Source organism: Nostoc sp. PA-18-2419, assembly GCF_005869855.1.
In the GTDB taxonomy this organism is placed as follows: Bacteria; Cyanobacteriota; Cyanobacteriia; order Cyanobacteriales; family Nostocaceae; genus Nostoc.
In genome coordinates this window covers 134,476-158,053 of sequence record NZ_SZNH01000008.1, presented here as the reverse complement: position 1 = coordinate 158,053, position 23,578 = coordinate 134,476, and the positions used below count along the sequence as shown (strand labels likewise).

19 protein-coding genes and 1 pseudogene are annotated in these 23,578 nt (G+C 40.7%); 11 read left to right on the top strand and 9 right to left on the bottom strand.

The features are described 5' to 3' along the window. The first annotated feature begins 8 nt into the window (after positions 1-8). Both FCR06_RS10835 and FCR06_RS10830 read left to right on the top strand, forming a co-directional pair. A complete protein-coding gene (locus FCR06_RS10835; protein ID WP_138499428.1) occupies positions 9-1,466 on the top strand; it encodes a sensor histidine kinase in 1,458 nt (485 codons plus the stop codon). Between the two features lie 338 nt (positions 1,467-1,804). Next, a complete protein-coding gene (locus FCR06_RS10830; RefSeq protein ID WP_138499426.1) occupies positions 1,805-2,548 on the top strand; it encodes a hypothetical protein in 744 nt (247 codons plus the stop codon). A 126-nt stretch (positions 2,549-2,674) separates the two neighbouring features. Here FCR06_RS10830 and FCR06_RS10825 read toward each other — a convergent pair whose 3' ends face one another. Then, positions 2,675-3,754: a tetratricopeptide repeat protein gene (locus tag FCR06_RS10825; protein ID WP_138499424.1), complete on the bottom strand. Its 1,080-nt coding sequence runs from the start codon at positions 3,752-3,754 to the stop codon at positions 2,675-2,677. A gap of 94 nt (positions 3,755-3,848) precedes the next feature. After that, positions 3,849-4,478 (bottom strand): sigma-70 family RNA polymerase sigma factor, encoded by a 630-nt coding sequence (locus FCR06_RS10820; RefSeq protein WP_189523373.1) that lies wholly within the window; start codon positions 4,476-4,478, stop codon positions 3,849-3,851. A gap of 195 nt (positions 4,479-4,673) precedes the next feature. Between FCR06_RS10820 and FCR06_RS10815 the strand changes: the two genes are divergently transcribed. Further along, complete coding sequence (locus FCR06_RS10815; RefSeq protein WP_138499420.1) at positions 4,674-5,270, top strand: glyoxalase-like domain protein; 597 nt, start codon at positions 4,674-4,676, stop codon at positions 5,268-5,270. A gap of 398 nt (positions 5,271-5,668) precedes the next feature. Here FCR06_RS10815 and lysS read toward each other — a convergent pair whose 3' ends face one another. From lysS to FCR06_RS10800, 3 genes are all read right to left on the bottom strand, one after another. Then, positions 5,669-7,354, bottom strand: coding sequence for a lysine--tRNA ligase (gene lysS / locus FCR06_RS10810; protein WP_138499418.1), 1,686 nt, complete (start codon positions 7,352-7,354; stop codon positions 5,669-5,671). 455 nt (positions 7,355-7,809) lie between these two features. Beyond that, positions 7,810-8,238 (bottom strand): hypothetical protein, encoded by a 429-nt coding sequence (locus FCR06_RS10805; protein WP_138499416.1) that lies wholly within the window; start codon positions 8,236-8,238, stop codon positions 7,810-7,812. Between the two features lie 109 nt (positions 8,239-8,347). Then, positions 8,348-9,307, bottom strand: a complete 960-nt coding sequence (locus tag FCR06_RS10800) for a M48 family metalloprotease (RefSeq protein WP_138499414.1) — start codon at positions 9,305-9,307, stop codon at positions 8,348-8,350. 389 nt (positions 9,308-9,696) lie between these two features. Between FCR06_RS10800 and FCR06_RS10795 the strand changes: the two genes are divergently transcribed. The 4 genes from FCR06_RS10795 to FCR06_RS32505 all read left to right on the top strand — a co-directional run bounded on the left by FCR06_RS10795 (position 9,697) and on the right by FCR06_RS32505 (position 13,654). After that, positions 9,697-11,250, top strand: coding sequence for a helicase C-terminal domain-containing protein (locus tag FCR06_RS10795; protein ID WP_138499412.1), 1,554 nt, complete (start codon positions 9,697-9,699; stop codon positions 11,248-11,250). Between the two features lie 239 nt (positions 11,251-11,489). Continuing rightward, positions 11,490-11,705 (top strand): DUF2839 domain-containing protein, encoded by a 216-nt coding sequence (locus FCR06_RS10790; RefSeq protein ID WP_138499410.1) that lies wholly within the window; start codon positions 11,490-11,492, stop codon positions 11,703-11,705. Positions 11,706-12,946: 1,241 nt separating this feature from the next. Then, positions 12,947-13,291, top strand: coding sequence for a DUF1815 family protein (locus FCR06_RS10785; protein WP_138499408.1), 345 nt, complete (start codon positions 12,947-12,949; stop codon positions 13,289-13,291). A 225-nt stretch (positions 13,292-13,516) separates the two neighbouring features. Continuing rightward, positions 13,517-13,654 carry a hypothetical protein gene (locus FCR06_RS32505; protein WP_189523372.1) on the top strand — a complete coding sequence of 46 codons (138 nt, stop codon included), beginning with the start codon at positions 13,517-13,519 and terminating at the stop codon, positions 13,652-13,654. A gap of 18 nt (positions 13,655-13,672) precedes the next feature. Here FCR06_RS32505 and FCR06_RS10780 read toward each other — a convergent pair whose 3' ends face one another. Beyond that, positions 13,673-15,766: a CHAT domain-containing protein gene (locus tag FCR06_RS10780; protein ID WP_138499405.1), complete on the bottom strand. Its 2,094-nt coding sequence runs from the start codon at positions 15,764-15,766 to the stop codon at positions 13,673-13,675. A gap of 129 nt (positions 15,767-15,895) precedes the next feature. On the opposite strand from FCR06_RS10780, the gene FCR06_RS10775 reads away from it, so the two are divergent. Then, the gene (locus tag FCR06_RS10775) at positions 15,896-16,393 is read left to right on the top strand and encodes an acyl-CoA thioesterase (RefSeq protein WP_138499403.1); all 498 of its coding nucleotides are present in this window, start codon (positions 15,896-15,898) and stop codon (positions 16,391-16,393) included. A gap of 79 nt (positions 16,394-16,472) precedes the next feature. On the opposite strand, the gene FCR06_RS10770 is transcribed toward FCR06_RS10775, so the two are convergent. Together FCR06_RS10770 and dxr are read right to left on the bottom strand one after the other, a co-directional pair. Next, positions 16,473-16,670, bottom strand: a complete 198-nt coding sequence (locus FCR06_RS10770) for a hypothetical protein (RefSeq protein ID WP_138499401.1) — start codon at positions 16,668-16,670, stop codon at positions 16,473-16,475. Positions 16,671-17,369: 699 nt separating this feature from the next. After that, complete coding sequence (gene dxr, locus FCR06_RS10765; protein ID WP_138499399.1) at positions 17,370-18,566, bottom strand: 1-deoxy-D-xylulose-5-phosphate reductoisomerase; 1,197 nt, start codon at positions 18,564-18,566, stop codon at positions 17,370-17,372. Positions 18,567-19,017: 451 nt separating this feature from the next. Here dxr and FCR06_RS10760 point away from each other — a divergent pair, with 451 nt between their 5' ends. The 3 genes from FCR06_RS10760 (at position 19,018) to FCR06_RS10750 (ending at position 22,927) form a co-directional block, all read left to right on the top strand. Beyond that, the gene (locus FCR06_RS10760) at positions 19,018-20,325 is read left to right on the top strand and encodes a mannosyltransferase family protein (RefSeq protein WP_138499397.1); all 1,308 of its coding nucleotides are present in this window, start codon (positions 19,018-19,020) and stop codon (positions 20,323-20,325) included. Positions 20,326-20,399: 74 nt separating this feature from the next. Beyond that, entirely contained in the window at positions 20,400-21,365 is a 966-nt protein-coding gene (locus tag FCR06_RS10755) for a DMT family transporter (RefSeq protein ID WP_138499395.1), read from the top strand. Positions 21,366-21,535: 170 nt separating this feature from the next. Further along, positions 21,536-22,927, top strand: coding sequence for a DUF2079 domain-containing protein (locus FCR06_RS10750; RefSeq protein ID WP_138499393.1), 1,392 nt, complete (start codon positions 21,536-21,538; stop codon positions 22,925-22,927). Between the two features lie 95 nt (positions 22,928-23,022). Here FCR06_RS10750 and FCR06_RS10745 read toward each other — a convergent pair. Continuing rightward, positions 23,023-23,571: pseudogene (locus tag FCR06_RS10745) on the bottom strand (Uma2 family endonuclease). Between the last annotated feature and the right edge of the window lie 7 nt (positions 23,572-23,578).

Below are 23,578 nucleotides of genomic sequence, written 5' to 3'. Positions count from 1 at the left end.
TAAAAAATATGTTTCAGGCTACTCGTCGCCGTCTGGCAATTTGGTACACTGCTGTGACTGCCGTATTACTACTACTGTTTGCTAGTGGCGTTTATTTATACGTCCGCAGTACACTTATTGAACGGATTGACGATACTCTTAACCATGTAGTGGAAGTAGTAGAGCGATGCTTAACAACAAGTCCCTGTGCGTCTAGACTCATAATTGAGCCAKTCAAATCCGATGCTGATAAATTTCGCATTAATGTAGAGGCGAGTTTTCCTGACAATGCTGACAGCACAGAAGATGACCACATCGACCTAGAATGGTTTAGTCCCACTGGTGAGTTAATTTGGTCAACGTTATCTGAACCCCTAAATATTCCCATTTATGCCAACCGCACTGGTGAAACCGTCCGCGTAATCAAGGCAAAAAAAGACCGAGATGATAAATTCACCATTCCCCACTCGCCACTTCTATTGCGACAAGTTACACAACGGGTGGAGGTGGGACGACAGGTATTAGGATATCTGCGTGTTAGCCATCCTTGGTTTGAAGTTGCAAAACCAAGTCGCCAATTAATTTTTGATTTGGCGCTAGGTATTGGGTTGATGCTGGTTTCTGTAGCAGCAAGTGGCTGGTTTCTTTCAGGTAAAGCTATGGAACCAGTAGGCGAGTCCTACCAACGCCTGAAACAATTTACTGCCGATGCTTCTCATGAATTGAGAAGTCCTATTACTTTGATTCAAACCAATGTGCAAGTTGCGCTTGCTGACTTGGAGTTAGCAGACGCAGAAACTACTACTTCTGTACAATATCGCCAACAGTTAAAAATAGTAGAACGATTAACACAGCGTTTAGGTAAGTTAGTCAATGATTTACTCTTCCTTGCAAGGCAGGATAGTGGTATCAGCAAAGATACCTTTGCACCTTGTCCCTTGGACGCCTTGCTGATGGAAGTGGTTGAAGAACAACAATTGTTAATTCCTGAGAAACAAATTGCCTTGACTTTAGACTTAATCGATCCTCCCGCTTCGGAAACTAGTCCCGAATTACTAGAAAATTGGTTTACACTTGTGGGCAATTGGGATCAGTTGGTGCGATTATTCACAAATTTGATTGCGAATGCTTTGCATTACACACCAGCAGGTGGACGAGTGAAAGTAGAATTGGCGCGGATAGAAGGAATAAATCGTGTTTCTGGACGACGTTACAGTAGTGCCCAATTGCAAGTTAAAGTCAGTGACACTGGAGTTGGAATTCCAGCAGAGGCACTACCGCACTTATTTGACCGCTTTTATCGGGTAGATCCGGCACGTACTCATCAAACTGGGAGTACAGCCAAAGCCAGCGCTACTGGTTCGGGATTGGGATTAGCGATCGCTGCTGCTATTGTTGAATATCACCAAGGTTATATTCAAGTTGAAAGTACCCAAGGCGTTGGCACAACCTTTGCCGTAATTTTACCGATAACTCTTGAGTTTTAAATTCTCAATTCAAATATTGTTTCCTGTGATAGATGTAGATGTTTAACTTTTTCACTAGTAGGAAATTGCCAAACAAGACAAATTGACTATTATAAAAATGTCAAAAATCAAAATAATCAAAATCTATATACTTATTTAGTTATTTAAATATATAATTTCCATCTTCTGGATTAATTATTATGTCTAAATATATATGTTTTTCGAGTCTCTAGTGAGATGTGAACTCTAAAAAAAATTGCTAGTTTGAAAATGTAATTCAGAATTTAGAACTCATTCATAAATATTGATGTTTGAAAATTTTTAAAAATAAGAAAACGTAAATTTTCGAGGAGTTAACAATGGTTGAAAAATATCATAATTTTCGTAAATCTGCTGAGTTATTTGGTACTATTTGCGGAGGACTACTGCTTAGCCTGCCAGTAATTCCTCAAGCACTAGCACAGCAATCTACTAGCCAACAACAACCTACTGGCCAGGTTAACCCTTGTCCTCGTATTTTCTACGAAGAACCACATAACTCTCGCGTTGTGGTTCCACAAGGCTGTCCTCCTAATGCGCTAACCCAAAGATTAGCAGCTCAAGGGCTTCTTCCTGTCCCTGCGACTCCATCACCAGAACAAGCACAATTAGGTGTCGGCGGTGAGGCATCTCCAGTACCTCCAAAAGCAGGAGATGTACCATCTTCGATTCCTCAAGTTCAGGGGCAAGCATCTCCCGTGCCACCAGAACCAGGTGCTACGGTACCAGTAGAACCACGACAAACCCCCAGCGCTACGATTGCATTGGCAAATGGCAAACTTAATATTAGATTAGTGAATCAGACTGCGGCAAATATAACTTACCAAGTTATTGGTGATACGGCACCGCGATCGCTCGAAGGAAAATCCGATATCACACTCCAAAATCTAAGCGCACCAATAACGGTAACATTTGAACGACAAGATGGGGGACAATTAATAGTCACTCCCCAAGCCTCATCAGAGCCAGGAAATTTAGAAGTTACATTTAACGAAGCCACTAATGCGGTTCAAGGCAGAAGTGCCATGAGAGTTGAACGGAGTGGTTCTGTATACTTGAATTAAAAAAGCTTAGAAGTTGGGAATTAGTTAGGAGTTTAAACCGAGGAGTTAAAAATTAGTTATATATTCAGTACGTTAATAGCTAATGCAGCCTACTTAATATTTTCTTTTGACTCCTCATTGCTGACATCACCTCTTAAGCATTTTAGTCAGCTTATCCAGCAGTATTACTTCTTGTTTTCTATCTTCCAATCTTCGCGCCAGTATTATTGCTCTTTCGTAAAAATTACGGGCAGTTAAATAATTACCTAACTGCTCGTATAATTCGCCGTAAGATTCAAAAGATTTTAATTCTTCTTGCACATTTTGTAATTCTTTGGCAATTATTAAACGCTCCTCTAATAAGTCAAAGGCACGTTCATGGCGTCCTACAGCGCTGTGAGCAGTAACTAGACCATCAATTGCCCGTAATTGGTTAGTGCGATCGCCCTTAATTTTGGCTATCTGCATTGCTGCACCATAAGTGCCAATAGTATCTTGATAATTTCTCGATGCTAGATAGGCATCACCTAAATTATTTAAGGTATTTGCCTCCCCAATAGCATCACCAGTTTGACGCCGAAAAATTAAAGCATTTTCATATAACTTAATTGCCCGATTGTAATTTCCCAATCTGGCTGCTACTAATCCTAAATTACTCAAAGATAATCCTTCACCTTCAATATTTTTGACATCGTGAGCAATTGCTAATGCATCTTCAACAGTTTCACCAGCAGCAGTAAATTCTCCTTGTTGCAGCAGGAATGTAGCAATATTATTCAAGAAAAAAATCTGCGATTGGAAATCTTTAGTATCACGAGCGATCGCTAATCCTCGCCGTAAAGCATCTTCCGCTTCTTTTAGACTACCTAGCTCGACATAAGCCTTAGCAAGCAAATTATAAGTCAAACCTTGGGCTTTGAGGTCGCCAATTGAGTGATATAGTTCTAGTGCCTGCAAGCAAGAGGCAATTGTTTTGTTGGCGTATCCTGAAGCATACTGTTGTTCACCGATACGTAGTAAACTGTCTGCTTCATCTCTTGATTGTCGCCCAACGGAATTATTTAAAGGACGATGGAGTTGTTCGGTAATATCAACCGCACCCGCCGCTATCGGAGTCAGCAGAAAAGTAAATAGTAAAAAAGCGTGCAAAAGTAATTGGCGATGAAAAATCGCAGTTAGATAAATTCTATCTACCTTGTGCCTTGGAAATACAAGTTGTTGTCTCATAAAACTTACCCATCTTGCGGGTTTAAGTCGAAGGTTTAAAGAAAAGTTTTAATTTTAAAATTGAAGACAACAATTACTCGCATTTATACGTAAATCAAACTTGAGCAAAACCTTCACCAAGGTAAATAGCACGAATATCTGTAGGTAATTTGTCCTCTAGCATACGATAGCCTTCCTGGAGAAAATTGGCTACTTCGTTGGGGGCGATCGCTTCTCCTTCAGCTTGCAAATAAGCAGCGATTCTAGTCTCACTCCAATGGAAAGTTTGAGACATTAATACAATTAAGCGCAGAATCGGAGGTAATTGGTCTAATGCTTGTTCTACATAGCACCATAGCGGCGGTGAAGTTGCCTCCAGAGAATAATGAATTGCTTCTGTGGGTGGTAGTTTAATCTCGTTAATACAGAAAGCTGTCATGTTAATTAACCAATTTTGCATGGTTAATCTTTCTTCGGTTGATTCCGGATGATTTAAATTGAGTCCACCGAGTTCGTAGTAGATATGTCGCCAGGTGAGGGCAAACAAATAATCTGCTTGCACGGGCGATCGCGCCGAATGCCGAATTAAGGTATAGACTATGGGGTTATAGCGGCAAAAAATTACTGTAAAATATTTCCCAGCATCGGGATACTGTTGAAACAGAGTCAATAATTCATCGTCACTATGATGAAACAGCGACTTCACTAGGTAGTGATTAGCTTCAGGAAAAGAAGGAATTTGCATCAGCCTTGGGATTGATAGTTGTTAAAATAATTTTGGGAATTGCACTCTTGTAGTTAATCGCATAATATCTTGGTGTTGCTCAATTTGAGCCTCAGACTCAGACTAGTTAAATATTGATAAACTAAAAACAAGCACTTAATTTTAGTCTCGATAGACAATCATAAAAGCCTCTCCTGATAAAATCCTTATTTGTTCATGGTTATAGCAGTTAGCGTGATATCGTTCCTCTTGAGTCCCCTTACTTTAGGGTCCTTTTTGCCCTCCCTGCCTTTAGATAGTATCTTCTCCACCCAAGGCATTATGGTGATGCTGTTAGCGGCTTACGCTGGTGCCATGTGGATGTTCCTCACCAGTGCCCCAAAAGTACACACTGTGATGGTGTCAGATTTGGAAATTGCCCGACAGTTGTATGAAGGGCTGTTAGATTTGCCAGCAGCAGAAGTGCCTTTGCACTACTACTACAACTACGAACAAACTATAGGCGCAACTGGGATAGATCCGCTTTATATGTCTACGGGCCCAAGTTTGTCTAGCAAAACGATGAATAATGCTAGCGAAGGACTGTGGTATCAATTGAAGAAAAATACCCAGTTACACGTAATTACTGGCGCAAGTTTAGGTAGCAAAAATCAACAACGTCACGTCTGCTTTGACCACGAATGTCTGGAAATGATTTTAATGCGAGTCGAAACGCGTGGTTTGAAATTGAAGATTCGTAACAACAAGCCCCTGAATTTTTTAGTTAAGGACTATGAAGGACGCGTTATTGAACTAGCTGAAGTAGCGAACTAGTTCTTAAAAGAGAATTGAGAAATTGGCTAGGAGTATTACTAGGACACTTACTAAAATGGCGATCGCTTTATTATAAGCTTCCCAAGCAGCGCGTGTTTCATTGGGATTATTTTCAGGTTTACGGCGTTGGCGTTCTTGCTCAATTTACCGCTGTAATAATCTTTGGACTTTACAGTAAACATTTGTTAAAGAATTTTGTATGGTAGCCCAAAGCTCACAAGATACTTCGGAAGTATAAATTTGTAAAGCATTTTGACTCTAACTCATGTTCTTTAAAATTTCTTGTGGGGTGGGCATCCTGCCCACCTCGGACGGGCGAGACGCCCATCCCATAAAAGTCAAGCTAATGCACTATTTTAGCCTTGACACTTTACTACTGTTGAATGGTACTTACTGTCTCAACTCAGTTGTTCATACTTAAATTTCCCTTTAATAAACTTGTTAAAATATTGACCTTTAGACGGTGTATTGTCTAAGTCGTCTTTGACACTAACAGGTACTTTGAAATACTCGTAAACACTTCCACTATCAAATTCAATAGTCAGTGTTTGAGTTTTGACATCGTGGCTAAACTGCTTAATAACGTTGCCTTCAGGCTTGAGTAAGGGGAAGGCAATTACATCCCGAATACTGGCACAATCAGTTAGTAACATTACTAAGCGATCAATTCCAATTCCTAAACCACCAGTAGGTGGCATCCCATATTCCAAAGCTGTTAAAAAGTCTTCGTCTACGCCTTGTGCTTCTAAGTCACCAGCAGCTTTTCTGGTAGCTTGGGCTTCTAAACGTTCTCTTTGGTCGATGGGGTCAGTAAGTTCTGAGAAGCTATTGCCGGTTTCTCGTCCTACTATAAATAACTCAAATCGTTCTACCAAACCAGGTTGAGAACGATGGGGTTTTGCTAAGGGCGAAATTTCTACTGGATAATCAACTACAAAGGTAGGCTGAATTAAATTGGCTTCTACCTTCTCTTCAAAAGCCAAGTTTAGTAACTTACCAATTGATTGGGCTTCATCTACATCAGGAATGCCAGCATTTTTACTTGCTGTTTTTGCTTCTTCTAAAGTTTTGAAAGCATTGAAATCTAACCCCGTAACCTCTTTAACTAAATTGTGCATTGTCACCTGCCGCCAAGGTGGTGTTAAATCTATAGATTCGCCTTGGTAGGTAATTTGTAGCGTGCCGAGTACCTCTTGGGCAACAGTGGTAATAATCCCTTCTGTTAGCGCCATCATATCGTTGTAGTCAGCGTAGGCTTGGTAAACTTCAATTGTAGTAAATTCGGGATTGTGTCGAGTCGAAATTCCCTCATTACGGAAAATTCGTCCTAACTCGAACACTTTTTCAAACCCACCTACAATTAACCTCTTCAAGTGGAGTTCTGTAGCAATTCGCAGATATAACTCCATTTCTAAAGTGTTGTGGTAGGTGATAAACGGACGTGCATCTGCACCGCCAGCTTCACTTTGCAGAACTGGCGTTTCAATTTCTAGAAAATCCCGTTCTTCTAAATAACGACGAATCCCGGCAGTGATTTGGGCACGACGGCGAAAAGTTTGCCGCACTTCCGGGTTTACAATCAAGTCAACGTAGCGCTGACGGTAACGCTTAGCAACATCAGTTAATCCATGCCACTTGTCGGGTAGGGGCAACAGAGATTTAGTCAGGATGGTGTATTGTTTGACGTAGACAGATAACTCGCCCTTTTCAGTCCGTTTTATAGTTCCTTTGACTCCCACGATGTCGCCTGCATCTGTGAGTTGTTTCAAGTGATTGAACGCATCGGCATCAATATCTGCCATGCCTTCTTGGATGCGATTTTTCTCTAAATAAAGCTGAATTGTGCCGGTTTCATCTTGTAAGGTGAAGAAAGCCAATTTACCGAAAACGCGACGCGCCATAATCCGTCCGGCTATGGCAACTTCTAAATCGACTTCTTGGCCGGTGGCTAAATCGGCAAATTGTTCTTGCAACTGCGCTGCATGATGGGTGGATTCCCAACGATAGGCGTAGGGATTAGTGCCTAACTGTTTTAGCTGGTCTACTTTTTCCAGCCTCGCGGCACGGAGATCTTCTTCCGACATGGTAACGAACTTTCAGGGGGCAAGATTAATTATAGATGCTGCAATCAAGTGGGATGATTATCAATACGTTCGCTTAAGGCATCAGACGCGATAAATCGGCGTCTCTACAATCATCTTCAAATTTGGTGTCGCCATTAAACATTACCAAAAATTTTACATCTGGTATTAAGCGTTTTATAACCTGCAAATAACCATCAGTATCAGATTAGTTTCGGAAACGAGTCACAACAACTCGTTGCATGTTGGTAAGCAAACGCATAACTAATCACTTAATGAATATGATGATGACTGGCTAACCGTTTGGGCATGGTTAAAAAATTACAGTAAGGCAGCTGAAGGTGCTTCAGTCATCAGCTTTAGAATTAGGGAAAGGAAACCTGAAATTGAAGTTCAGATTAATCAAATATTTCTATAAATGTGGCGATCGCAAACATTTTACTTTGCAAATCAAACCTTTATTTCTCACCTACTTGTAGCGAATACCGAGATAAAATAGCCTTCATTTTCAAATTAGTAAATTTCAGTATCGCCTCTACTAATTCTTGCTGTTCTGGTTGTAAATTTAGTGTTTTGAGGGCTTGATTGATATTGTTCCCAGCATGGAGGTTGTGAGCGAGTTGCACACGCTGAGATGAATTTAACACTGCCTGAATTTCCTTATTTCTTCTATGACGCACAGCCTGGAGTTGTTGGCTTTGTTGGGGAGTTAAGTTAATATCTGAAAATGAAGTCGAATCGCTAGCTGTTTTAGTAGTTTGGGCGACAATAATATCGGTATAAGTATTGATTTTAATAGGTACAGCTAAGGCAATTCCCGGCATGAAAAAAATCAAGGCAAGAATATTAGTCAACACAAAAAGCCGTTTTGTAAAGTGAATTGCCATATTGAAAAATGCCTACACATTATTTAATACTTAGATATGGACTGGAGCATGGAGTATTGGCCATTAGTATTTTTTCCTTATCTTTCCATTGCCCCATCTCCCTATCTCGTTACTCCCTTTTCATTCTGTTAATTTCGCGTTGTAATTCTTCAATTTGACGGCGCAAAGCTTCTTTTTCATTTTCGGAAGCTTCTGCAGAAACATTTACAGATCCAGAAGCAGGCGATCGCATGTAGTTTCCTCGGCGAATTTGCTGATATTCTTCTGATACTGCCCATTCACGTAAGTAATGCAAGCGTTCCACAGCAAAAGGATGAGTTGGGATTTCACCTTGAAACCCAGTATATATTAAGAGTTTATACACTTGATTGAGTCCATCTTCATCGAGTGCTTGATAATTTTCAGACTGCTTAATAAATTCTTGTAAACTGCATTCATTGGCATATTTGATACTACCGCCCGTGACTTTCATCATCGAAGTCATCACAGGATTTAAGTCATCCATTACTAATAAAGCGGCGCGGTCTGAGGATAACTCGGCTTTACGTCGCCATTCATAAAAGGCAAGCAACAACCCTTGGCTAACGAAATCACCAATACCAAAGGTTAATTCGCCAACTCTAGAAGCGACATTCCTCACCCATATCGCCATTTGAATTAAAATAGTATGACCACATTTAATGTGCCCCAGCTCATGGGCTAGCACCGCCCTAATTTCGGCTTCGTTTAGTAAGTCTAATACCCCTGTATTTATGACTATGTAAGGATGCTCTTGTCCGAGTGCGTAACTATTAGCTTGGGAATTTTGCTCAACAAACAGTGCAGGTTCTGGATAAATGTCCAAATCTCGCACGCATTCCCGAAAAATCTGGTAAATAGTGGAATATTGGCGCGGCCCGACTTGGATGGTGTTGCCCATTAAATAAATTAACTGAGGGCGTTCAGCGAAAAATTCTACAAATTTACGGGCCAAAAAATCAAATCCTGGTAAATTACGTAAAGCTTGCTCAGCTTGGCTATCCAGTGGATGCCTAAAAGCTTCGCTGGAAATTCCTGTGTAGGTTGGCATAATAATTTAGGTAATTAGTGATTGGTTATTGGTCATTGGTCATCAGTTTTGGCTATAAAACAAATGACAAAGCGCAAAATAAGATTGCTTACTCCTTGTCTATGAGAGGCTATGCGAACAAATAAGCAAGCTAGGCAAAGCGTCTGTAGAGAGGTTGCCTGCACAGACACTTGGTGAGCGGCTTGGCTAAGGCATCAGATGCCACTAAAAGAGTTGCCACCTAGTCTGAGCATTGGCTCAACGGCAGTTCCTTTAAGCAGAGAAAAGAGCCAACGGACTGCCTCAACTTTGTAACTGAGGACAAATGACAAGTGACTAATGATAAAGGACAACATAATAGAAATGGGGCTTTGTTCGTAAAAGTCACTTTGTTATGGGATTAAAAGCGTGTGATTGAGGCAGAAGTTCATTTGTCACTACATAACTTTTTGCGATCGCAGGCGGGGTTCCCTTCCTGGCCTCATCATTTGACGATGGCACGGTTGGTAGCACGCGCCTTGCGCCTTGAACGTAGCGCCCTAATTCAAGTAGGGGCAGTTTGTGGCTATCAAGGACGATATCGTACCAGTTTCGTAGCATCAGCCTTGATGTGGCATGGACCTGTAATTATTGTTGCTCAAGAAACTGTGCAACAAATGCTGTTGCGGGTGGAAATTCCTCGCCTACAGCAATGGCTGCCAGCCAATAAATCGATTAGGACTGGTGAGGCATGGCCTGATGCCCAGTTCCAAGGGCTACTGTTGACTTCCCCAGAAGCTTGGTTAAAAGGACAGTTTGATGGCGATCGCTTTCCCCAAGGTATTCCTACAATTATTGATGGAGTAGACGATCTCGAAGATTGGGTGCGTCATCAGCTCACCCAAGAAATTCAACCCCATGATTGGGATCAACTCATGCTAGCTTGCCCACACCAAGCTGAGGCAATTCGCGAAGTACGGATACAACTGACACACGAACTTTTTCAGCATCCTGCTAATCCCTATGAGTGCTATCTCATCTCTGGGACAGAAATAGACCTTTTAAACCATCTTTATTCTACTTTAGAGCTCAGTAATCTCCCAGATAATTGGAAAAATTTCTGGCAACAATTTCGAACCCGCGACGAAAATCTTTCTCCTAGTGGATCCCCTGCCCTGTTCTGGGCAACTATTGCTCGTCGCCAAGGTTTATTTTCTTTACATTACGCCMCAATGGAATTAGAAAAAATACTTTCCCCCATTTGGCAGCGACAACCAGTAGTTTTAATTGGCAGTGCCATAGAACCGGAAACTGAAGCTCCCCTTTTTCGTCACCGTCTCGGTTTGGAGGATGTAACTTGCCTAAAATTTTCTTCGGAGAGTCAAGCCGAAGCAATTCAATTGTATGTACCCTATAAATTACCCCTACCTAATACACCAGAATTTCAAGCGGCATTTATTCACAAAGTCCGCACGCTGGTTTGTTTGAGTGCTACAGCGCCGGGATTAACCCTGATCTTGGTGGGCGATGTCCCACTCAAGTCGCAAGTCGGAGCAATTTTGGCCTCAGAGTTTGGATCGCGGGTGCAGGTAGAAAAAACTTGTTTAGATGAAAATGGTATTTTAATCAGTGGTTGGGAATTTTGGCGGGAACATCACCGAGTCTTGCCTGCACCCCAGCTGTTAATTATTGCGACTTTGCCGCTACCATCTTTAGAAAATCCCTTAGTAGCTGGCAGAGTTGCTCGTTATAAGCGATCGCATCAAGATTGGTTCCGTTTATACTTATTACCGACTGCCTTAAATGAATTACAAAGAGCGATCGCTCCAGTGCGAGAAAGTCAAGGTATTGTCGCTTTACTTGATAGTCGTGTAGTTAACCGCAGCTACGGCGCTCAAATTCTTGCAGCTTTAAGTCCGCTAGCACGCATTAACTATCTAGATCCCAGTCTGTTTTCTAATACAGATGAGGAAAATTCGGCTTAAGAGGATTGGGGATTAGGGAGATAAGGGGATGGGCAAGAATAATCGTTTGTTTGCTTCCTTTACTCCTCACCTCCCACACTCCCCACACTCTTGTGAGAAATCTGGGAATAACTCCTCACGCTTGAGCCAAGCTGGAGACGCTTTGCTCAAGAGTTAACACTGACCATACCCTAATTGTCTATAACCACAATTGCTGGCAAGATTAAAGTTAGAACCTAAGTTGATTTCAATTACTGATTATGGGTGAAGCAAAGCGTCGCAAAACCTCACTTGGAGAAGCATACGGTCAAGAAACTCGTATCTTGCCTTGGATTCCAATCACAAAAACTCAAGCGCAATCATTTGTCAGTTGGACTACTCGCGGTGCATGGATAGGTATTGGTGTCATGGCTGCTGCATGGCTAACCATCCGTTTTATCGGCCCGGCTTTTGGTTGGTGGGAAGTAGTTTATTAACAACTATTGAGTGTTTTTAACACCGGCTAAAATTAATGCGATCGCTCCAACACGACCTCATACAAGCCTTGCTTGCTGGGTAAAGGGCGGATGTATTGGTATGCAGCCGCCACCGCGACTGAAGCACAGCCAGAACGCAAGCTTTCCAACAGTATGATTTAAAGCGGTTTCCCCACACAAAGGTAATTGTCGAGCAGTCCTTACGAGCAGGAAAAATGGGTGAATTGCATCATCCTTTGGCTGTGACAGTAGGAAATGTATTTATGAAACTGATGAAAGCAACTATCAGCACTAGTTTTAAGTCACTTCATCCTTATAGAGCTTAACCACAAACAGATATAGAACTCCTATTTGATTGCGTCAAAAACAGGCACACAAGGAGAGGGTAAAAGTTGTACTACCCACAAGCGACGGTGCTTATACCAAAAATCTTTTTTCTCCTGTGCCCCTCTACTTCTTGTGAAAAAACTCGCCCTCAACTCGAAGGTTGATCCCCTTTTCCCTGCCTATCGCGCTTCGCACACCACGCTCTAAGAGTTCAAAAATAAAAGCAGATTAATATGGCTAAAAATGTTGCCTAAATGGCAACATTGCTTTCCTGAGTTTAGGTATTGTCAGTGTTGAGTTTATCTATTCTGAATTCCACACTCAGTCCAATCTCTTACTTACGTAGATTTAGTATCTAAATTTATATTAATTCGGGAATTTAATACTTAATTTAGCAATTGCACTTCATCTACTCAAATATATATAGCTAGGAGGAACAAATTTGGTATACCTAATAGTCTGTGCATACCAAAATCTACGTTAGAAATAGAACAGATTAAATATGCAAGCAAGAGTCACTAAAATCGCGCAAAACTACGTTAGGCTGTGTATTGGCAGTGAATTCTATCTGCACATAGTTAAAAACAACGTAATATGTAGCTTTTCCGTAGTTGACTAGTTGTAGATTTGAGTTACTCTTAAAGCGATCGCGTAGTGTAGGAATTTACCTTCACGCAACTGTGCAAAATCATAAGTTAAATTTAACAATTCTCTCCCAGATTTTGAACTTCCAAACTGAATAGTTTGATACGACGCTCAAAACTCTGATGCTCTACCCTAAACAAGGTAGTTAACTAACGACTCAATATCATCTGTCTAGTAATTGTAATGAATAGTTTACAATACCAGTGGATGGGAAAATCTAAAGAAAATATAAAAGTAACTCAAATGACTGTGGTGTCTGGAGGACTAAAGTGTTTCTGAGACTAGCACATCAACATCGACAATTTGTCCAAGACTTGGTAATGAACCTGCAAGCCTTGGCGATTGTATTAGAGCGGCGTGGGTATCCTGCGTCATGTTACACCTGTGGCGACCAAATGAATAGCGCATCGTTTATGGTTAGCTTGGGTGATAACCACTTGATTCGGTTTTTAGTGTCCGATTATGGGATTACTTGGACAGAAATGCGGGATGACCGCGAATTAATGAAGTTAGAAGGTGCGGAAGCAATTAATCAGTTACAAGAGTTGGCTAATCTTGTCAAGCAATCTATGCAAACTGATACAGACTCCAAAACTCTGGCTAAGAACTGTTAAGGTTCTAAAGCAAGATAGCAAATTACAAATTGATTTTCGCTAACTGGTAATTGGTAATAGCACGTTGGTTAGCGATCGCTGATTACTCATTCTCAGTTAGCATTAAGCGAGCGGCTAGTGGTTAGTCCGTCGCGTATTTTTTGTATGTGCCAAAACTTCACTAGCAAAATTTTCAGCCTTGAGCTATTTAAGTGTTAAGATGCACCACACTCACAGGTAGCGGATATGGCTGCTGATTGCTACATGTTCGCTCTAGCAGCATGGGCGTGTCGTGCTGAATTAAAAAGCGATCGCTCCTATTGTGGTCAAATTTCATCAAAGCGCGATCATAATATCAACAGTCAACAACTTCAAACGGGATAATTTATTTCTTATATTTCTTTAAAGTCCGTTGCCAATCAAAATAAAAGGTGCCCAGTAGTACGGATGACTAAAGTTATTAACTGGCGTTGCAGGTGCATTGTTATTTTTGGCCTGCGATCCGGTAATTAATGAGATTTGAGCTTGTCGTAGGGCTTGAGTTTTAGTTAACTTCTCAGAAGAGAGAATATTATAAAAAGCGCTCATCAGTGCTTGTGTACCACCGTCATCTACAGACCATAACGAGGCGATGGCGGCTTTAGCACCGGTTTGTTGCATCTGATAGCCAAAGCCCAAAATTTCCTCACCGTTACCCAATTTGCCTCCCAAGCCGGTTTCACAGGCGCTCAGTACTACTAAATCCACATTCGGGAGTGACCAAGTAGAGACATTTCTAAAGTTAACGCGATCGCCATTCCCGAATAAAATAAATGAGTCTTCTGGTTTACCCACCACAAAGGCTGCATGAGTTGCTAAATGGACAATTGTATAATCATCCATTTGGGGTACCGCAACTCTAGGACTAAAGGCATCGTTTAAAAGCTTCTTAGTTTCAGGAATCGCCGCAGCTAAGCTGTCTACTTCCTGCGTTGCAAATGGCAAACCAGCAAAAGCAACTTGGCGATTACCAACTTGGATTCGATAATTACCTTTAGTAAAAGCACCTGCTAAAACCCGCAAAGCCGATTGTTTTGGACTATTTAAGTTAGTCAAGCTAGCAGATGTAATGTGATTTACACTAAACCGCTCCACTAACCAATTTTTGCCATCATATAAAGCGCTTAGAGGAATGTAACGTAATTGGTCATCTGGAGCATAAATCAGAGTTTGTGTACCTGAAAATTTCAGGTCTTTTTCTATTGGTTGAATCAGCCAGTTATATAATTGGTGTGCAGGTGGTTTGATATTTTGACTGGGATTAATTAAAGCTTGGCGGAAATCTTCTATTGTTTGATAGAGATTTTCGCTTGTTACAGCAACAGTGCGATGAATTGGTGGAGATTCGGGAGTTACTAATACCAATTCCAAGCTATCTTTTAAAATTAATGGATAGAGTAGTGCGGATTTTTGGGGTAATCGCGCCAAATTATTCCGAACTTGATTTAGACTTTCTAAATCCAAGTTTTGCTGCCTAGCGGTACGGCTAATTTGTTCTATCTGCGCTCTCACAGGAGGACTATCAAGAAATTTATTAAATTCATCCAAGAGTTGCTGTTGATTTAATACTAACTGTTCGATGCGTTGTTTTTGTTGTGGTGATCGCTCTTCGGGAGAAATTTTTCGGAGTTTTGTGAGTTCTTTACCGAGTACAACAGCATTATCTAGAGTTTGATCCAACTTTTGGGTAATTGGTTTTTCTTGTGCCACTATATCAATGCCTTTAATAGTACGTTGATTTCCTGGCACATTTTGGAGATACTCCTCTAATTCTTCAACTTTGAGTAAATCCATTGTCCGTTGCGCTTCCGGAATACGTTCTTGTTTGAGTAATCGTTCACTCAAAAAGCGATATGTCTGGTTAACAGTTATGCTATATGCATCTGGTTGTCGTGCAGTTAGGGCTGATGGATTCAAGCGAGCTTTCTCACGATTAATTACACAGCGCTTGTAGAAAAGAATTGCTAACTCTGGTTGGTTTTGAATATCGAATAAGTAACCCATGTTACTGTATGTTTTGCCAAGTCGAACGAGATCCCCAAGTTCTTTATTAATAAATACGGCTTGCTGATAAGATTGGAGTGCTTCAGAATACTTTCTTTGAGTTTGATATACTCTACCGATATTATTGAATGTTATAGCTTCCCAAGAACGCTCACCGTACTCTCTACTGATGGCTAAAGCTTTTTCTAATCTTTGCAATGCTTGTTGTGATTGACCTTGCTGAGATTGTTTGATAGCTTCTTGGTTGAGCCTTTCAATTTCTGAGAGTTGATTATTCTGGGGTAAAGCTTGAGCCTTTTCTCCAAAATCTGTAGACGCACAGCGGCTTGTCGTCAGACATCGCAACTTTGTATTTGTACCTACTTGGTTATTTTCTGCGTAAGCCATCCCAAAACCTACTACACTAAGTAGAGTTAAAGTCACAACACTAACATACCGGAGATTAGGCCGCATAACAAAACACTCACTGTACTCAAAAGTGTAAGTTTTAAATCAAGAAGTCCTAGAACGCAATTAATTTTTATACTATTCGATATTTGGATAATTTATGAGTTGTGAAAATAAGTGTCCACAAACTTGAAAATGTCAGAAGAAAAACCCAACCAACCGAAACTACAACCAACCAGTGCCCTTGACAAACCATCAAGTCATGCATTTGAGAACTGGTTTGGATATCCTGTAAGAGTGCAACCCCACCACACTGACTATGCGGGTAATGTGTGGCATGGTTCCTATTTAGCTTGGATGGAAGAAGCACGAGTTGAATGCTTACGGTCTATCGGTATTGAATTTGCTGATTTAGTAGCTTTAGGTTGCGATTTACCAGTTGTAGAATTGTCAGTACGCTATCATCGTTCAATTCTATTAGGTATGGCAGCGGTAGTTAAAACCCGTATGGCTGAGGTCACTGGTGTCCGGATCGATTGGGATTATGCCATTGTGTCAACTGATGGACAACAATTATACGTCACAGCTAAGGTCACCTTAGTAGCTTTAGATCGCGAAAGAGGCAAGATTATGCGTCAATTACCACCAAGTGTTAAGGATGCATTGGCTAAAATTTCAGCGTTAAATAGTTGATAGACAAAGATTGTAGATGAAAATTTTGTCTATATATGTTTGTAATTTACGTTGATTAGCAAAAGTTAATTTTTAATTTTTACTTGCCACTTTTGATTTGCGAAATAGTTTGAGCAAACTGGCTTATGTGATGCCAAATATCTTGCGGAGTAATACCAAAACTGATATTTAATAAAATAAGGATTGCTGCGAGAGTCAATGCAGTACTCACGGTTGCTTTCAGCAACTTCCATAATATTATGAAGACAATCCAAGCTACAATTAACGTAGCAATCATAATATATAAATTCCTTAACAATAGCCGTTATTTGAAAAGGTTTTATTCAAAAAAGTAAACTTTTATCTGAGTAACAATTATTGGTGCTAAAGCTGTTAAAGTAATTGCGAGTAGATACTAAAGCTGAGATTTTTGGTGTAACTGTGCCAATGCTATCTTACCTGAAAACGAGACAACAATTCAGGTAAGAGGGAACTTATTTGGCAATTTGGCAGAATTCCTGAAAAGGTTTTTTATTTAAATTTATGTATTAATAATTACAAGATACAAGAGTGATATTTTTGGAATGGCTGTAAGGGGTAATACCGAAAAAGTAAGAGAGTCGAAAGCGATGGTATCAAAAGTCGGCTATATCCTTCAACTATAGAAAATAAACCATTACCAGAACCGAGAAAGCTTTCTACAAAACCGTTGCAAGTTGCAGAAGTTAAGTGGGTGTTAATGCTAGAAATAATTATTAATCATCAGTGAGAACTTCAGAGCTGATAGCTGTTAGCCTTCAGAGATCACCAAGAAATAAGTTACTACTTGTGGGGTGGACATCTTGTCCGCTCTTGCTTATACGGCGGGTGAGACACCCACTCCACAAGGAAAGTTGAATGTTTTTTATTTAGAAATCCCTCAGCATTAGATTGAAGGCTAAACCAGAATTAGTCAAGAGCTAGAAAATGTGCCTTTCGGGTATTTGAGTAAAGGTTTTTATCGCAGGGAAATTATCCGCGAGTCAGTTTCTAACTTTTCAGTTGCATTTAAAACTTCTTGTCTTGCCCATTGATCTGCTGCCAAAATGTCATCTAAAGATGGATTTGCACGGTTATTATTTTGATGGCGATCGCACACCCATTCGATACACCGAGGAATATCTAAAAAGCGAATTTTTTCTGATAAAAATAAAGCCACAGCTTGTTCATTTGCGGCATTCAATACAGCTGGCATAGAACCGCCAGCTTTACCCACAGCATAAGCCAATTTCATACAAGGATACTTCTGGTGATCTGGTTCGCGGAAGGTTAAGTTTCCAGCTTTCACCAAATCTAAGCGTTCCCAGTCGGTGTAAATGCGATCGGGCCAAGATAAGGCATACAGTAGAGGTAAACGCATATCCGGCCAACCGAGTTGGGCTAAAACTGACGTATCTTGGAGTTCAATCAGCGAGTGAATAATGCTTTGGGGATGGATGACAATTTCGATATCGTCATAATCCAAGCCAAACAGGAAGTGAGCCTCAATTACTTCCAGCCCTTTATTCATCAAAGTAGCAGAGTCTACTGTGATTTTCCGCCCCATCGACCAATTGGGATGTTTCAAAGCATCAGCAACAGTCACTTCTGCTAACTTTTCTACATCCCAATCGCGAAAAGCCCCACCAGATGCAGTCAGTAAAATCCGCCGCAAACCTTTTTTTGGCACACCTTGTAGGCACTGAAATATCGCTGAATGTTCGGAATCAGCAGGTAATAATTTTACACCATGCTTTTGCACTAGTGGTAGAACCACTGGGGCACCAGCAATTAGGGTTTCCTTGTTTGCTAAGGCAATATCTTTACCAGCTTCAATAGCTGCGATCGTTGGTAACAAACCAGCACAACCCACGATTCCGGTAACTACCGTTTCGGCTTCGCCATAGCGGGCGACTTCTATGACTCCAGCCTCACCAGCCAGTAGAATCGGTTGGGGATCGAGGTCTTTAATGGCTTCTTTAAGTGCTGGTAATTTATCTTCTAAGCAAATTGCTGCTATTTTCGGTCGAAATTGCCGAATTTGAGCAGCGAACATTTCCACATTACGCCCAGCTGCCAATCCCACAATCCGAAATTGATCTGGGTACTGACTAACAATATCTAAAGTCTGAGTTCCAATAGAACCAGTAGAACCAACAAGAGTAATCGCTTTCACAATTATTATTTAAGGATTTACAGATAACTCTCAATATAAATTGCTGAGGACTCTTTGGTAATAGCGATCGCCATAATCGATACACTGACGGGGAGTGGGTGGTTCGACTTCTCTACCAGACGCTACACCCAGCCTTGCTTAAGAGCAGGAGGGGTATGCTGACCAAGCGGAAGATGATGAAGGTGGGGTGGTGGGGAGATGGGGAGATAAGGAAAATAACTAATGTTTAATGACAAAATTTGTATTGATAAATACGATATGTTTAAATATGAATGCTGAGAAATTGCCAAAAAGAAGCAAAAGAGAAAATATTCTCTAGTAATTGGCGATTTGTTCGGTTTGTTACTTGATGTGGTGGAGGATTGAATATGCAAAATCTTACTCATAAACTACTGAGATGTATTCATAGATAAGAGGATGGATAAAGTAGTATTTTGAAATACTCAAGTCTATGGTCAAAGTTCAGATAGCTATCAGAAAAGTTTTATGGAAAACTGATTTCCTATTTCCAGCCGCAATATGGCTTGCTAGTCGAATATTGATTTGGATAGCTATGTTGTTGGTTGCGCCAAGGCTACCGTTACCAGCAGAAGCATTTGTGCCCCATTTTGGGTGGCAGGTTTTTGATGGATGGGATAGTATGCATTACCGAGCGATCGCTACTTCTGGTTATGAATTTGTCGATGACGGGAACCAACATAATCTAGCGTTTTTTCCGCTGTTTCCCTTAAGTATCTGGGTTTTGATGAAGCTGGGTTTGCCGTTTGAATTAGCGGGCACTTTGCTAAACAACTTGGCATTTTTCGCAGCCCTTTACTGTGTATATTTTTGGAGCAAAGAGCATTATGGCAACAATGTTGCCCAGTGGGTGAGTGCTGTGGTTTGTTGCTATCCATCGTCTATGTTCACGGCAGTGATTTACACAGAGGGACTGTATTTGTTTTTAAGTACGGCGGCTTTGCGGGCTTTTGATCGCAAGCAATATCGCTGGACTGCGGTTTGGGGTGCGATGGCGACAGCAACACGTCCCACGGGTATGGCACTAATTTTAGCGTTGGCGATCGCAGCTTGGAAAGAACGCAGACCACTTATTGCTTATATTGCTAGCTTTGCTACCGCTATTGGCATACTTCTATTCAGTTTATATTGTGCGATTTATTTTGGTAATCCTTTAGCTTTTATCCAAGCACAACGGGGATGGCGACCTTCTTTTGGGTTTGATTGGCAGGGTTGGTTAAACATGCTGATGCAAATTGTAGTTGGTACCGACAATTGGCAATTTGGTTGGGTGCAAAACCCATCTGGCGGTATTGAAGACCCCTGGTATCTTTTGTTGGTGGCTGTAATTGTTGGTAGTGGCTATTTTTTATGGCGCTTGCAGAAATATTCTATTTCTGGGAAATTAGCTTATGGCTTTTATGCTTTAGTTGTATTTTTATCGCTCCTGGCAAGTGACCAGTGGATGAATAACTTGCTGAACGTGGCTATGGTGTTAGGTGGTGGCTTTGTGTTGTGGCGCGAACAAAAGCAGCTCACCGCAGTTACAGTTATCTATGGCTTTTGTGGTATTGGTTTGCTGTTAGCCTCTGGAGGCACAATTTCCTTGAGCCGTTTGGCTTATGGAATTGTACCTTTAAATATAGCTATTGGTGTGCTACTATCTCGCCATCCTCGCCAAGGATATTTTATACTCGGCTTGTTTGCAACGTTATTGGCCAAAATAGCTGTAGGATTTGCCCAAGAGCATTGGGTTGGTTAATCGATGTTAAAGGTATTAGAGATTGGGTACAGCAGAAAAATTTGTCATMAATTGAATTTAAATTTGCAAAAAATATGACGACAAAACAGGGATTTCTACAGCAAAAGTTCTSTTCAACACCAGCTTTAGTAGGAATTTTGTCATTATTTTTTGCTCTAATTCCCATATCTTTAGCACCATCTCTGACCAAATTATGTCAACTAGAAATTGGTGCAAATGCTGTAGTATTTCATCGTAGTTGGATTGCTACAGTTGTTTTTGGTGTATGGAATGGACTTGAGGCTTTCCGCTACCAACAGTCCAATAATCAACCAATCGAACACAAGCCTTTAACCAAACAAGAAATCTGCCTGTTATTAGCAATGGGAACCGCTGCTGCAACTTACCTGCTGTTATGGGCTTGGTCGCTGAGTCAAACTAACGTTGCTAACGTAGCTTTATTATCTAATTTAAATTCCTTATTCGTTGCTTTGGCTGGGTATTTCTTATTCGGTCAGCGCTTTGATTACAGATTCGTTATTGGTTTGACGATCGCCTTGCTAGGAGCGATCGCATTTGAAATAAATAAGGTGCAATTTGCCACCGACCAAATACTTGGTGATGCCTTAGCATTTCTGACTGCGATTTTCATGGCAACTTGTATATTGCTCATAGAACGACTCCAGTCTCGATTTAGCACCGCAACCATAATGCTGTGGCGCTGTGGAATCACAACAATATTTCTCCTACCCGTCCTGCCATTCCTCGAAGATAGACTACTCCCCTATTCGGGGATGGGTTGGTTTTTGATTATTTTTCAAGCCCTTTTCTGCCAAGTATTAGGTCAGGGACTTTTAGCTTACAGCCTCAGTCGAATCTCTTCAGGAGTTGTCGCCGTCACTCTTTTGGCCGAACCAGTTCTAGCTTCAATTTTTGCTTGGTTGATTTTTTCAGAACAGGTGGGCTTGTTTGACTGGATAACTTTTGCTGTAGTTTTAGTAGGTATTTATTTAGCCCAATCTAGTCAATCTGTTGTGAAAGTGATGAACGAAGAATCATAACCCCAGTCGTAAGCAAGTCAGTCTATTCCCAGTTTATTAAGGTACAGAACCAATATTTTTAAACACAGAGGGACACAGACCAGAGCCAAGCACACAAGTACGTAAAGGTTTAGCTAAGTTTATTATCAATGTACCTTGCCTGATGATTGCAAATAATATTTTTTCATCGTATGAGAAAAAAACTCTATCAGCTTGGTAGTGTTGGTTGGATGATTGGCGTGAGTGCGTTAATTTTATTTGCGTGCAGCAGCTTACGACACGAGTTGTTTCAATCAACCGCTTTGGATTTAGCAATTTTTGACCAAGCGGTTTATTTAATTAGTCAAGGAGAACAACCTATTAGTTCTTTAATAGGTTTTCACATTCTCGGCGATCATGCTTCTTGGATCTTCTATCCCTTGGCTTTACTATACAAAATTTACCCCACTGTTTACTGGTTATTTGCCGTACAGGCAACTGCATTGGCATTAGGCGCTTTGCCTACTTGGCATTTAGCCCGTCAAGCAAGGCTCAAAGAAAGTCAAGCAGTAGCGATCGCATTTGTATATCTCCTCTATCCAGTGGTGTTTAACGCTAATTTATTCGATTTTCACCCGGAAGTCATAGCTGTACCACTACTATTGGCGGCGGTTTTAGCAGCAAGATTAGGTCAGTTGGGGTGGTTTTGTTTAAGTATTTTCCTAGCCTTGGGATGTAAGGAAATATTATCCCTCACCGTTGCTGCGATGGGAGTTTGGTTACTGTTATTTGAAAAGCGGCGTTTATATGGTGTGATCGCTCTTTGTGCTGGTGTAGTCTGGTTTTTAATTGCTACTCAGGTAATTATTCCTTTTTTCAACAGTGCAGAAGCAACAGCAATCGGACGTTACAGCTATTTAGGTAATTCAGTTCTAGACATTGCTAAAAATATAGCATTTCAGCCAGGACTTATCTTCGTAAAAGCTTTTTCACTGGATAATTTGGCATATTTGGTTCTGCTGCTATCGCCTGTAATTTGGGGGCTTTCCCTACAAGGAATAAAACCTTTGGTAGGAGCTGTTCCTTGTTTGGCACTCAATATTCTAGCTGATTACCAACCTCAAAAAGACTTGATATACCAGTACTCTTTACCAGCATTGCCATTTCTGTTGTTAGCTGTAATTTCCAGCCTCGCCGCAGGTAAGGGATGGCTACAAAACAAACGAGCAATTATTCTGTGGTCATTGGTGGCATTTTTAAGTCTGGCAAAGTTTACATATTTTGGGGGCAGATATTTGGCATATATAGATACTTGGCAAGCAACAAGAGAAGCGATCGCCCAAGTTCAAACTCAAGGAAGCGTTTACACCACAGTAAAAATTGCTCCTCATTTAAGCCATCGAAAACTGATTACTTTGACAAATGCCGATTCCCCACCTGTTAATTTAAATGTTTTTGATTATATATTGCTCAATGTCCGTCATCCTGGCTGGTTAAGTAATCAGGAGTTTGCCATTAGCTTGGTCAATCAACTAAAAAACAATCAACAATTTAAGTTGAAATATCAGCGTGACGATGTATATTTATTCGTACAACTCTCTTAATAAGTAGTATTTATATGAAGTTGATACCAATAAATTATTGATTTAAGCCTACACAACATTGGGGTTCAAAGAGATAAAATAAGCTAGAAATTGCCTCAATTAATCATTTTTTCTACTGCAACATAAATATCTGGAAATGCAAGGGGTTGAATTATTCTTCCTGTGAATGTCAGTTTTTTTGCATAATATTCGTCTATAATTTCTCAAAATACTACTAAATGTAGCTTTTTGAGATTGACAACCCAATATTCTAAAATACCTGCTTGAGCGTAGAGTTTGGTTTTAATTTATAAATCTTTTTATAAACTTGAATTAGCATATTCAATTAACCAGAAAATATTTTCTAGATAGGGATAATGTTCTCGATCCTCATGTCCTAAAGGTTGGACAATGACAATATCTGGTTCTGGTTCCGAGTTGTTGGGTAAGCTAATTGGTTTAACATGACGAACTTTAGCGCGATCGCCCAATAATTTTGCTAGAGAGTCGCCAGCTTCACCACTACTATAAGCATGGGGTACTCCTTCAGGGGACATTTCGACAATTTCTCCTTTGAGTAGTTCAACTTGGCGATCGCTCAAAATCCCAGCATCAATCATGCGGTGATATTCTTCAATCGTCCACTTCGCAATAATCAAATTCATAACGATT